10 protein-coding genes are annotated in these 12,113 nt (G+C 64.2%); 9 read left to right on the top strand and 1 reads right to left on the bottom strand.

Features of this window, described 5'->3' with window-relative positions; genetic code table 11:
* Positions 1–38: 38 nt before the first annotated feature.
* From METUNV2_RS0113745 to METUNV2_RS0113710, 8 genes are all read left to right on the top strand, one after another.
* Positions 39–2,060: a methyl-accepting chemotaxis protein gene (locus METUNV2_RS0113745; RefSeq protein WP_018230046.1), complete on the top strand. Its 2,022-nt coding sequence runs from the start codon at positions 39–41 to the stop codon at positions 2,058–2,060.
* A gap of 286 nt (positions 2,061–2,346) precedes the next feature.
* Positions 2,347–3,318, top strand: a complete 972-nt coding sequence (locus METUNV2_RS0113740; protein WP_026188163.1) for a chemotaxis protein — start codon at positions 2,347–2,349, stop codon at positions 3,316–3,318.
* 19 nt (positions 3,319–3,337) lie between these two features.
* A complete protein-coding gene (locus tag METUNV2_RS0113735; RefSeq protein WP_018230044.1) occupies positions 3,338–4,282 on the top strand; it encodes a chemotaxis protein in 945 nt (314 codons plus the stop codon).
* 15 nt (positions 4,283–4,297) lie between these two features.
* The gene (gene cheY / locus METUNV2_RS0113730; protein WP_026188162.1) at positions 4,298–4,696 is read left to right on the top strand and encodes a chemotaxis response regulator CheY; all 399 of its coding nucleotides are present in this window, start codon (positions 4,298–4,300) and stop codon (positions 4,694–4,696) included.
* A 22-nt stretch (positions 4,697–4,718) separates the two neighbouring features.
* On the top strand, positions 4,719–5,543 hold the full coding sequence (gene cheZ, locus METUNV2_RS0113725; RefSeq protein WP_018230042.1) for a protein phosphatase CheZ: 825 nt from the start codon (positions 4,719–4,721) through the stop codon (positions 5,541–5,543).
* 135 nt (positions 5,544–5,678) lie between these two features.
* The gene (locus METUNV2_RS0113720; protein WP_018230041.1) at positions 5,679–7,559 is read left to right on the top strand and encodes a chemotaxis protein CheA; all 1,881 of its coding nucleotides are present in this window, start codon (positions 5,679–5,681) and stop codon (positions 7,557–7,559) included.
* A 187-nt stretch (positions 7,560–7,746) separates the two neighbouring features.
* Positions 7,747–8,097 (top strand): hypothetical protein, encoded by a 351-nt coding sequence (locus METUNV2_RS0113715; RefSeq protein WP_018230040.1) that lies wholly within the window; start codon positions 7,747–7,749, stop codon positions 8,095–8,097.
* Between the two features lie 58 nt (positions 8,098–8,155).
* Entirely contained in the window at positions 8,156–8,485 is a 330-nt protein-coding gene (locus METUNV2_RS0113710; protein WP_026188161.1) for a DUF3135 domain-containing protein, read from the top strand.
* A gap of 59 nt (positions 8,486–8,544) precedes the next feature.
* Here METUNV2_RS0113710 and METUNV2_RS0113705 read toward each other — a convergent pair whose 3' ends face one another.
* On the bottom strand, positions 8,545–10,710 hold the full coding sequence (locus METUNV2_RS0113705) for a putative bifunctional diguanylate cyclase/phosphodiesterase (RefSeq protein WP_018230038.1): 2,166 nt from the start codon (positions 10,708–10,710) through the stop codon (positions 8,545–8,547).
* A 213-nt stretch (positions 10,711–10,923) separates the two neighbouring features.
* On the opposite strand from METUNV2_RS0113705, the gene flhB reads away from it, so the two are divergent.
* Positions 10,924–12,090, top strand: coding sequence for a flagellar biosynthesis protein FlhB (flhB, locus tag METUNV2_RS0113700; RefSeq protein WP_018230037.1), 1,167 nt, complete (start codon positions 10,924–10,926; stop codon positions 12,088–12,090).
* The last annotated feature ends 23 nt before the right edge of the window (positions 12,091–12,113 follow it).

Below are 12,113 nucleotides of genomic sequence, written 5' to 3'. Positions count from 1 at the left end.
GCAGCGGGCACACGATGCCCGTCCGTCAGGAGACTGTTATGAATGCCCTGCTGTATCCCGCCCGTGCGCTGATGTCGCGCATGCGCTTCGCGCCCAAGATGGCCCTGGTCATGGGCATCCTCCTCGTGCTGTCGGTTGCGCTGGCCACGATGCTCACGCTGACCCGGGTGGAAACGCTGACCCTGATGAAGAACGAGCGGGTCGGTGCGACCTATCTGCGCTCGTTGCTGCAGGTCATGGGCACGTTGCAGCAGCACCGTGGCCTGTCGTCCGCGATGCTCAATGGCGACGCCAGTCTGGCCCCCAAGGTGGAGGCCAAGGCCGCCGAGGTGAAGGAAGGCCTGGCCCGGCTGCGCGCGCTGGACAGCGCCGATGCCGCCCTGCTGCAGCAGGGGGCGGGGCTTGACCGCATCGAGCAGGAATGGGGAACGCTCCGGCAGCAGGTGCAGGGCAGCAGCAGTGGCGACAACTTCAAGCGGCACAGCGCCCTGATCGAGAATCTGCTGAACGATTTCCGTGTCGTGTCGGACCAGGCTGGCATGACGTTCGACCCGTATGAAGACACCTACACGCTGAACGATGCGGCGGTGAATGTCGCGCCGCACACGATCGAATATCTGGCGCAACTGCGTGGCCGCGCGGCCACCGTCAGCGCCCGCAAGAGCGCCACGCTGGAAGAGTCGGTGGAGCTGGGCGCGCTGATGCAGCTGGTGCGCAGCCGTATCGTCGAGATGGACCGCGTGGTCGAGCGCGTCAAGGTGCGTTCGCCGGCCTATGCGGCTGCCGTCTCGGCCGATGTGGATCGCCTGCGCGAAAGCTACGGTTCGGTGTCGGCCATGCTCGACAACATCGTGATCCGCCAGCAGTTCGATCTGGCGCCGACCGAAGTGTTTGCCCAAGCCAGCAAGCCGGTCGATGCCGCACTCAAGGTGTCGAGCACGCTGCTCGACACGATAGACGCCAGCATGAATGCGCACAGCCAGCATATGACCACCGAACTGTCGCTCACCATTGCTGCGCTGGTGCTCGGGCTGGTGGTGTCGGCCTATCTCGCGCTGGGCCTGTATGCGTCGCTGGAAGACAGCATCGGACGCATGATAGAAGGCGGCAAGAAGCTGGCCGACGGCGACCTGAGCGCGCGCATCAACGTGGATAGCCAGGATGAACTCGGTGATATCGCGCGCAGCTTCAACGGCATGGCCGACGGTCTTGCCGCCTTGATCACCCGGGTCAAGTCCTCGGCTGGCGAAGTCGGCCAGGTCACGCTGGCGCTGGCCAGCGCCACGCAGCAGATCAGCGAAGCTTCGTCCAGCCAGAGCCAGTCCGCTTCGGCGATGGCAGCCACCATCGAACAGTTGTCCGTGTCCATCAACAGCGTATCTGACAGCGCCGCCGAGATGCGCCGGCATGCCGACGCCAGCCGGGACGAGGCCGCACAGGGGCATCGAGCGATCGATGCGGTGAGCAGCGAACTCGATGCGGTCGGCCAGGTGGTGGGAGAGATTTCGCAGGCGGCCGGTGCATTCATCGAAAGCACCCGGGCGATCGGCAACATGACCCAGCAGGTCAAGGACATCGCCGAACAGACCAATCTGCTGGCCCTGAATGCGGCCATCGAGGCGGCCCGTGCCGGCGAGCAGGGGCGCGGTTTCGCCGTGGTGGCGGACGAAGTGCGCAAGCTGGCCGAGAAGTCCGCAGTGTCGGCACAGCAGATCGAGGAAGTGACCCGCTCGCTCGATGCCCGTGCCGGCAGCGTCGAAGCCGTGGTGCAGCGCGGCGTGTCGGCCATCTCCAATTCGCGTAACGAGCTGTCGCAGGTGGTGGGGGCGCTTGGCCGCGCTGCCGATGCGGCGGCATCGACCTCTAACGGCATTGCCGGCATCGCGGAATCGGTCAGCGAACAGACGACGGCCAGCCACGACGTGGCGCGTTCCGTCGAGCAGATCGCCCAGATGAGCGAGGAGAACAGCAGCGCCATTTCGGCCATGGCCGGTGAAGCGCAGCACCTGCGTGCGCTGGCGATGGGGCTGGAAGAAGCGGGTGCCCGCTTCCGCGTCTGATCGGGGCGGTGTGCCGAAGGGCGCTCCGGCTTCCTCAGGCGTTACTTCATGATCAAGGGAAATCAGCATTGATTTCCCTTGTCTTTTTGTGGGCTGACCTCCGCTTTCAGCAGTGCGTTCCGGGGTGGCATACCGCCCCTTCACGATCTTCCAAGCCATTGATCCGGCGGGTGGAATGCGTCATCCGGAATTTCGTTCAGGGGGTTCAAGACTGTTCAGGCGCTGCCGTTAACTCAGCACATCACCACGTTGTTTTCGTGCCACTGACCAGACAGACGAGGCCGACATGTCAGAGTTGCTGAAGAATATCGATGCCCGCACCAAGCTTGCGGGCACCAACAAGCTCGAAATCCTGATGTTCTCGCTGGGCGTGGACTCCCGTACCGGCAAGCGCGAGACCTTCGGCATCAATGTGTTCAAGGTGCGCGAAGTCATGCGCACCCCGGCCGTGACCGCGGCGCCTGAAATGCCGCCGGCCGTGGAAGGCATGGTGAGCCTGCGCGGCGCGCTGGTGCCGGTGGTCGATCTGGCGAAATTCGCGCAGTTTCCGAGCGAAACGCCGCGCGACGTGATGATCGTGACCGAGTACAACGGCCACACCCAGGGCTTTCTGGTCGAGTCGGTCGATACCATCCTGCGCCTGGACTGGTCGCAGATGCGTGTGCCGCCCGCCATGCTCACCGCCAATCTGGGCGGGCTGGTCACCGCGGTCACAGAACTGGCCGACGGTCGTCTGGTGATGATGCTGGACGTCGAGAAAATCCTCTCGGAAACCGCGGACATCGACAACGATCTCGCGTTCAAGGACATCGAGCCGCTGGGCATCGAAGGGGCGACCGTGTTCTTCTGTGACGATTCGCCGGTGGCGCGCAACCAGATCACCCGCACGCTGGACCTGATGGCAGTGCGTTACGTGAGCGCGATCAACGGTGCCCAGATGTGGACCGAACTGAAGAAGGTCGCCGCCTACGCCGAATCCAGTGGCCGCAAGGTGGGCGATCTGGTCAGCATGATTCTGACCGATGTCGAGATGCCGGAAATGGACGGCTACATCCTGACCAAGCACATCAAGAACGACCCGCGCTTTGCCGGCATTCCGGTGGTGATGCACTCATCGCTGTCGTCCGGCTCCAACCAGCAGCTGGGCCGCTCGGTCGGTGTCGATGAGTACGTTTCGAAATTCGAGGCGCAGCGGCTGGCGGAAACGATCAGCCGTCTGATCCGCCGTGGCAACGGTGGCAGCCGTGCCGCCGCCTGAACGAGACTGGAGACAGACGATGGACAGAACCGATCAGAACCTGCTCGAACAGGTCGATGCCCGTACCAAGCTGGCGGGCTCGAACAAGATGGAAATCCTGCTGTTCTCGCTCGGCACGCACGAGCTGTTCGGCATCAACGTTTTCAAGGTGCGTGAAGTCAGCCGCACTCCGACCGTCACCCCGACGCCCAATATGCCGGGCGGTGTCGAAGGCCTGATTTCGCTGCGTGGCAACGTGATTCCGGTGCTGTCGCTGGCCCGCATCATGAATCTGGACGGTGCGCCCGAAGGCATGGGCGGCGCCATGATGGTGACCGAGTACAGCAAGCGCACGCTGGGCTTCCTGGTGCACGAGGTGGACCGCATCATCCGTGTCGACTGGGACCGCGTGCGTGCGCCCGAATCCGTGGTGACCAGCGAACAGCTGTACATCACCGCCATCACCGAACTGGACGACGGCCGTCTGGTGTCCATCCTGGACGTCGAAAGCATCATGGCTGGCACCTTCGGTGAAGCCGCCATTACCGACATTCCGCCGCTGGGCGGCAATTACCAGCCCAACGTGTTCTTCGTCGATGACTCGGCGGTCGCCCGCAAGAAGATCGCTGAAGTGCTGGACAAGCTCAGCATCCGCCACAAGCACGCCACCAACGGCGCAGAAGCCTGGACCCGACTGCAGGGCATGGCCGCGCACTCGTCGGCCACTGGCAACCCGCTGACCGATGAAATCGACCTCATCCTGGTTGACGCCGAAATGCCGGAGATGGACGGCTATGTGCTCACCCGTAACATCAAGAACGACCCGCGGTTTGCCGACATTCCGGTAGTGATGCACTCATCGCTGTCTTCGGAAGCCAACCGGGCGATGGGCAAGAGCGTCGGTGTGGATGCGTATGTGGCGAAGTTCGACGCCGAAGTGCTCGCCGACACGCTGCGTCCGCTGCTGGCAACACATAAAGCCTGAGAGAGGTAGTCACCCATGTCTGATCCCAAGATGAAATTCCTCGTCGTCGACGACTTCTCGACCATGCGCCGCATCGTGCGCAATCTGCTGAAGGAACTCGGATTCACCAACGTCGATGAAGCCGAGGACGGCGTGATTGCGCTGCAGAAGCTCAAGTCCAGCGAATTCGACTTCGTGGTGACCGACTGGAACATGCCGAACATGACCGGCATCGAGTTGCTGCGGGCCATCCGAGCCGATGCCGCGCTGAAGGCACTGCCGGTGCTCATGATCACCGCCGAGGCCAAGAAGGAAAACATCATCGAAGCCGCCCAGGCGGGTGCTTCCGGCTACATCGTGAAGCCTTTCACCGCCGGCACCATGAGCGAAAAGCTGAACAAGATTTTCGAGAAGATGAACCAGAAAGCCGCCTGAGGCTGAATCGGGAGAACGAACCGTGAAGAAGCTCAAGCTTGACGAGACCGGCGATTCCGACGATCTGCAGGCGCTGTTCGACAGCATCGCCAGCGAGACGCCGCAGAAGGTAAGGCTCGAAGTGGTGCCGGAGCCGGTCGTTGCCGCAGGTGGCGACAGCCCGGATCTGGAAGCGCTGTTTGACACCATGGCCGGCGAATACGCCGCGACCCATGTCGTGTCGCACGATGAAAGCGATCACAGCTGCGAAATGGTGTTCAACAAAGTGGGTCATCTGGCCCGCCAGCTGCACGACACCTTGCGCGAACTGGGCTACGACCACGCGCTTGAAGACGTCGCACAGCAGATGCCGGACGCGCGCAGCCGCCTGAACTACGTCGCGCAGATGACCGAGAACGCCGCCAGCCGGGTGCTGAACGCGACCGATGTGGCCATCCCGATGCAGGACGACATCGAGAAGCGGTCCAGCACCCTGCACGACCGCTGGGAAAAGCTGTACCGCAACGAACTGTCGGTCGATGAGTTCAAGGCGCTGGCCACCGAAACCCGTGGCTTCCTGGGTGATGTGCCGGGCTTTGCCCGCGACACCCGTGCGCAGTTGAACGAAATCATGATGGCGCAGGATTTTCAGGATCTGACCGGTCAGGTCATCAAGAAAATCGTCGAGATGTCGCAAAAGCTGGAGAGCGGTCTGCTGCAGGTGCTGATCGAGGCCATGCCGGCCGAGAAGCGCGCGGCGGCGCCGGAAGGACTGCTCAACGGGCCGGTGATCAATTCCGAAGGGCGCAACGACGTGGTCACCAGCCAGGAACAGGTCGACGATCTGCTCGAAAGCCTCGGTTTCTGAGCGGAACGCGCACAAGCACGAGAAGGGGACGGCCGGCGTATCCGATGGACGCCGTAACCGTGACAACAGGTGCAGTCGGGCAGGGGCCGGAAGCGGCTGCTGCCACAGGAGCGAAACATGAGTGATTTTCAGGGAATGGAAGATCTGCTGCAGGACTTTCTGGTCGAAGCCACCGACCTGCTGTCCGGCGTGGACAACAAGCTGGTCGACCTGGAAAAGACGCCGGGTGACCGCGGGCTGCTGAACGAAATCTTCCGTGGTTTCCACACCATCAAGGGCGGGGCGGGCTTTCTGAACGCTGCCGAACTGGTCGCACTCTGCCACCTGACCGAGAACCTCTTCGACAAGCTGCGTAATGGCGAAATGAATGTGACGCCGGTGCTGATGGACGTCATTCTCGACGCCACCGGCATCGTGCGCGACATGTTCGGCGCCCTGGAGCGCGGCATGCAGCCGAGCGCAGCCGACCCCGGCGTGATGGCCCGGCTGCGCGCTGCGCTGGCCGGTGAGCTGACCGCCGAGCCGGCCAAGGTTGCCGCACCGGCTGCACCGGTGGCCAAGCCGGTCGCGACTGCTGCTTCAGCCCCGGTGGGCGCCGAGCCCGACTGGGTTTCGCTGCATCAGGCGGTGACCGGTGTCGTGCCGTCCGCCCCGCAGGCCGTGCCCGAGCCGGCCGCCGCACGTTCGGCCAACGATGGTGAAGTGGCTGCGGTGGTCAATGCCGCCTTCGGCCGCCGCGCCGGCGATCGTCCGGGTACTCCGGCGCCGACCGGTCGCCGCGATGCCGAAAAGGGCCGCGACAACTCGATCCGCGTCGATACCTCGCGTCTGGACCAGGTGCTGAACCTGTCCGGCGAAATCGGCCTGACCAAGAACCGCCTCACCTCACTGCGCGCCGACATCCTGGCCGGCAAGAGCGACAGCGACACGCTGCACGCGCTGGACGCGGCGGTGAGCCAGCTCGATCTGCTGGTGTCCGATCTGCAGAACGCGGTGATGAAAACCCGCATGCAGCCGATCGGCCGCCTGTTCCAGAAGTACCCCCGCATCGCCCGCGATCTCGCCCGCAATCTGGGCAAGGACGTCGAACTGGCGCTGGTCGGTGAAGAGACCGAGATCGACAAGACCATGATCGAGGACCTGTCGGACCCGATCATCCACCTGATCCGCAACGCGGTCGATCACGGCGTGGAAACGCCGGACGAGCGCATGGCCCAGGGCAAGTCCGGCAAGTCGGTCGTGCGCCTCGAAGCGCGCCAGGAAGGCGATCACATCGTCATCATGGTGGCCGATGACGGCCGCGGCATGAATGCCGAACGTCTGCGTGCCAAGGCGCTGGAGAAGGGCCTCATTACCGATGAGGAAGCGAACACGCTGGACGAGCGCGCGAGCCTGAACCTGGTGTTCCTGCCCGGCTTCTCGACCGCCGCCACGGTGTCCGACGTGTCCGGCCGAGGCGTCGGCATGGACGTGGTGAAGACCAATATCCAGAAGCTGAACGGCTCGATCGAAATCCGCTCGGTCCAGGGTAAGGGCACCACCTTCGTCATCTCGTTGCCGCTCACGCTGGCCATCCTGCCGGTGCTGCTGGTGCGTCTGGCCGAACAGCACTTCGCGGTGCCGCTGTCGATGGTGCGCGAAATCCTGCCGATCCAGCAGGAAGACATCCAGGAAGTCGGCGGTCGCGCCACCATGGTGGTGCGCGGTGAGGTGATGCCGGTGCTGCCGCTGGCCCGCCTGCTGGGCTGGCCGCAGAAGAATCATCCGCAGTACGGTGTGCTGATGCAGTCGGCCGAGTCGTCCTTCATCCTGGCGATCGACAATTTCGCCGGTCGCGAGGACGCGGTGATCAAGAGCCTGGACGATTTCCGTCCGAAGGGCGTGGCCGGCGTGACCACGCTGTCCAACGGCCAGATCGTGCTCATCCTCGACATGAAGGAGCTGCTCGGTTCGATGGGCGACACCCGCGGCGTGTCCCGCTCCAGCCTGCTCGGCAACGTGGCCCGCGCCGCCTGATCGACACTGTTTCAGACGCGTTTCAGCAAGCCCGTCCAGGCGCAAGCCGGGCGGGCTTTTTCCTTTTGCAGACTGGGTTTTCGGGAAGTCCGCCTCGCAATCTCTCTGCCCCTAAAGAAGTCCTGCGGGGCCGTCGATAAGAAGACATAACCGGCACTTTGCCGATCGATCCAGAGGGAGTCCCATCATGGCCGAAGCAACCCTGATCCAGCCGATCTCGTCTCCGTTTCCCGCTGCGGCCATGTTGCCGGCTGCCAGCGTGCAGGCGCACCACGCCGAAATCATGCGTCTGATGGACGCCATCGAAACGTTGGGCAGCGAAGCCATGCTGACGGCGATGAATCTCGCAGGCGCGGCCGCTGACGAAGAGGCTCGCGGACTGTTCATGCGCGCCCAGGACGTGCGCGCCTGGGTACAGACCACGCTGGACATGGTGCATACCGATGCGCTGTGCCCCGACCTCGCCGGCCAGCTCGCCTACCAGGGCGTCGAACAGGCGGCCCGACTGGTCGCCGCACGTGAAACCCTGCCGCGCTGAAAGGGTCGACTGTCTGTTCCAATCGCCGTAGCACCAAAGATGCGGCAGAGGGCACCGAGTGTCGAAAAACCCTGAGCAGGACTTCGATTTTGACGTCTGGAAAGAGCTGGCTCATTCCGACCCCCAGACCTATTTCGCGGAGCGACGGCGCGTGATCGAACAATTCATCAATACCTGCCCGCCAGACAAGCAGGCGGTGCTGCGCGACCTGCAGGTGCGCATCGACGCCAGCCGCGCCATGGCCGGGTCGCCCAATCAATCGCTGCGCGAACTGTCGCGCATGATGGAAGACTATCTGCTGGCGCTGTCCGAGCGCCTGATGGCATTGCACCGGGAAACATCGTCGCTGCAGACCTCGCTGAGACAGGGCTTGCGCGGCTCGAACTGAAGCCGGTTCGCACGCAATCCGTCCTCTCAGGAACGGCCCGTTTCAGGGCCGTTTCCCGTTTACTCCGCCATCGCCGACCGGCGCCATTCTTCCGGTGGCTGCCAGAGCTGCAGCCAGCTTTCCAGCTCGTTGGCCGGCATTGGCCGCGCGATGCCGAAGCCCTGGCCCAGTTCGCAGCCCATCGCCAGCAGCGCCTCACCGTGCTCTATCGTTTCCACGCCTTCAGCGATCAGTTCGCGGCCGAAGGCGTGGGCCAGGCCGATGATGCCCTGCACGATGGCCCGGTCGTCGCGATCGACCAGCATGTCGCGTACGAAGCTGCGATCGATCTTGATCGTTTCCGCCGGCAGGCGTTTCAGATAGACCAGCGATGAATAGCCGGTGCCGAAGTCGTCGACCGCAAAGCGCACGCCGAGTCGGTGGCAGTCCTGCATCACCACCGCGACGTCGTTGATGTCGTCCAGCGCGCTGGTTTCCAGCAGTTCCAGTTCCAGCAGGGCGGGGGGCGCATCCGGGTGACTGGCCAGCGCCGCGGCCAGCGTTTCGACGAAACCGCGCTGCTGCAGGTTGCGTCCGTTGAGATTGACACTTACGGTCAGCTGCGTCAGACCCCGGGCATGCCACCGCGCCAGCTGGGCAAGCGCCCGGTCGAGTACCCATCGGTCCAGATCGGCGGCCAGCGGATGGCCTTCCGTCTGTGGCAGGAAGGCGGCCGGCGCGAGCAGACCCCGCAGCGGGTGGCGCCAGCGTATCAGCGCCTCCACGCCGGTAATGCGCCCGCTGCGCATGTTCACCTTGGGCTGGTAGAACAGTTCGAATTCGTTGCCGCGCAGGCCGCGCGCGATGTCTTCCAGCTGTTCGCTGCGCGAGCGCGCACGTTCGTGCAGATCCGGATCGAACAGATGGAAACGGTTCTTGCCCGCCTGTTTGGCTTCGTACATCGCGCGGTCGGCATGACGGATCAGCTGTTCCGCATCCACATTGTCCTGCGGGTAGAGCGCGACGCCGATGCTGGCGGATACCTGCACGGTTTCATCCTTCACGAAGAAGGGTTCGGTGCATACCCTCAGCACGCGGTCGATCAGCTGTACGCATTCATTGTGGTTGCGCAGCCCGACCAGCACTGCGACGAACTCGTCACCCCCCATGCGGGCCAGCGTGTCGGTGTCGCGCAGCTGGGCGCTGATGCGACGAGCCAGCAGCACCAGCAGTTCGTCGCCGGCATCGTGACCGAGTCGGTCATTCACCGCCTTGAAGCCGTCCAGGTCGAGATACAGCACTGCCACCCACTCGTCGCTGCGGCGGCTGGCATTGATCGCCTGCACCAGACGGTCCGACAGCAGCAGGCGGTTGGGCAGGTCGGTCAGCGCATCAAAATGCGCCAGGTGTTCGAGCGTTTCCTGATGACGCCGAAGCGGTGTCACGTCGCTCACCAGCACCACATAGTTCTGCGTCTGACCCTGTTCGTTGCGTACCGCGCTGATCTTGACCAGGCTGGCAAAACTTTCGCCGTCCTGCCGGCGGCTCCACGCTTCGCCCTGCCAGTGACCGGTCTGCGCCAGGGCGTCCAGTATCAGCGCGAATTCCGCCGGCCCCTGCCGGCTGGACGCGAACATGTCCGGTGTGCGACCGACGGCTTCGTGCCGGGCATAGCCGGTGATCAGGCAGAACGCATCATTCACTTCGACGATGCGGCCGTGCGGATCGACGATGACGATGCCTTCGCTGCTGTGGCTGAACACGCTGGCGGTCAGCCGCAGCCGTGCGCTGGCTTCCTTCTGGGCGGTGATGTCGCGCGCGATCTTGGAGGCGCCGATGATGCGGCCGCCGGCATCGCGCACCGGCGATACAGAAACCGATACATGGATGCGTTTGCCGTCGCAGCGCACCCGCTCGGTCTCGTAGTGATCGACCTTCTCGCCGTGGCGGATCTTGTCGAGGATGAAGTCTTCTTCCGCCACGCGCTCGGGCGGAAACAGCTTCAGCATGGGCTGGCCCAGCATGTCCTGTTCGCTGTAGCCGAAAATGCGGGTCGCCCCGGCGTTCCAGCTGCTGATGCGCCCGTCCAGCGTCTTGCTCACGATGGCGTCGTCCGATGACTCCACGATGGCAAGAAAATGCTCGGGGGCGCTGGCAATATTGGGCGGAACAAACGCTTCCGCCGGGCACACCGCGGTTTCGGGGCGGTGTGCAGATCCGGCATGACCGGTCTTCGATTCGTGCATGGCCTTCCTTGGGGCGGGATGGTTTCCCGCGCGTTGGGTGTTTTACCTCATTTCCTCATTTACGCCATGTAGCGGTTCCGGATTGAGAAAATTTCGGTGTCGACCGGATATCCGGCCGACGACAGATGAGGGCGCCTTGGCCCGTTGTTTCGTGGATTGCGGCGGCACGGCAGCCGGCATCATGCGACCGTTGCCCCCTCCGGATCTGCGCACGTGGCAGAAGAAAGCGATCTCGAAAAAACCGAACCAGCGTCGCAGCGACGACTGGAACAGGCGCGCGAAGAAGGGCAGGTGCCCAATTCGCGCGAGCTGGCAACCTTTCTCGTCACCATGACCGGCGTGGCCGGCATGTACGCGCTGGCCGGCTGGATGTGGCCACGCAGCGCCCAGCTGCTGCGTGACGGACTGGTGGTGGACCGGCGCGCGATCTTCGATCCCGCCGCCATGTTCGGGCTGCTGATCGAACGGGCCATCGACGCGCTGGTGCTGCTGGCGCCGCTGTTCCTCGCGCTGCTGGTGGCTGCATTCATTTCCCCCTTCCTGATGGCGGGCTGGAATTTCGCGCCCAAGGCGCTCGAACCGAAGTTCTCCAAGCTGAATCCGGCGGCCGGACTCAAGCGCATGTTCTCGTCCAGCGCCGCGGTGGAATTGGCCAAGGGCGTGGGCAAGGCCACCTTGGTTGGCAGCGTGGCGGTATGGGTGGTCATGCGCGACCACGAAAAGCTGTTCGCGCTGTTCGGCGCACCGATAGACATCGCACTCGGCGCCACCGGCGACCTGATCATCACGGCCACCCTGATGCTGGTGGCCGGCATGGGCCTCATCGTCGCCATCGACGTGCCGTTCCAGCTCTGGCACTACCACTCCGAACTGAAGATGACCAAGGAGGAGGCGCGCCAGGAATTCAAGGAGCAGGAGGGTGACCCGCACGTGAAGGGGCGCATCCGCCAGCAGCAGCGTGAAATGGCGCGCAGCCGGATGATGGCCAACGTGCCCAAGGCCGATGTGGTGGTGACCAACCCGACTCATTATTCGGTGGCGCTGCGCTACGAGGCGGCCAGGGGCGGTGCGCCCCGGGTGGTGGCCAAGGGCGCGGGCGAGGTTGCCCTGCGCATCCGCACACTGGCCGCCGAGCACGGCGTACCGCTGGTCGAGGCGCCACCGCTGGCGCGTGCGCTGCACAAGCACTGCGAGCTCGAGCAGGAAGTGCCTGCGCGGCTGTTCCGCGCAGTGGCCGAGGTGCTGGCCTATGTCTACCAGCTGAACGAGGCCTTTGCCCGGGGTGTCGAGGTGCCGCGGGCGCCGGGCGATCTGCCGGTGCCGCCCGATCTCGATCCGGGCCCCGATGCGGCCGGGGACGATGCTGCGGCGCAAACCTGAGGCGGACCGGCCCATCTGGCTCT

It is taken from the genome of Methyloversatilis universalis EHg5 (assembly GCF_000378945.1).
Taxonomy (GTDB): Bacteria; Pseudomonadota; Gammaproteobacteria; order Burkholderiales; family Rhodocyclaceae; genus Methyloversatilis; species Methyloversatilis universalis_A.
Note: the sequence above shows the minus strand (reverse complement) of the source record. Positions and strands in the feature narration are given on the sequence as shown.

Excerpts from the sequence above, each read along its gene's own strand:
- METUNV2_RS0113745 (WP_018230046.1), top strand. The coding sequence starts at position 39 with ATGAATGCCCTGCTGTATCCCGCCCGTGCGCTGATGTCGCGCATGCGC.
- METUNV2_RS0113740 (WP_026188163.1), top strand. The coding sequence starts at position 2,347 with ATGTCAGAGTTGCTGAAGAATATCGATGCCCGCACCAAGCTTGCGGGC.
- METUNV2_RS0113735 (WP_018230044.1), top strand. The coding sequence starts at position 3,338 with ATGGACAGAACCGATCAGAACCTGCTCGAACAGGTCGATGCCCGTACC.
- cheY (WP_026188162.1), top strand. The coding sequence starts at position 4,298 with ATGTCTGATCCCAAGATGAAATTCCTCGTCGTCGACGACTTCTCGACC.
- METUNV2_RS0113720 (WP_018230041.1), top strand. The coding sequence starts at position 5,679 with ATGGAAGATCTGCTGCAGGACTTTCTGGTCGAAGCCACCGACCTGCTG.
- METUNV2_RS0113715 (WP_018230040.1), top strand. The coding sequence starts at position 7,747 with ATGGCCGAAGCAACCCTGATCCAGCCGATCTCGTCTCCGTTTCCCGCT.
- METUNV2_RS0113705 (WP_018230038.1), bottom strand. The coding sequence starts at position 10,710 with ATGCACGAATCGAAGACCGGTCATGCCGGATCTGCACACCGCCCCGAA.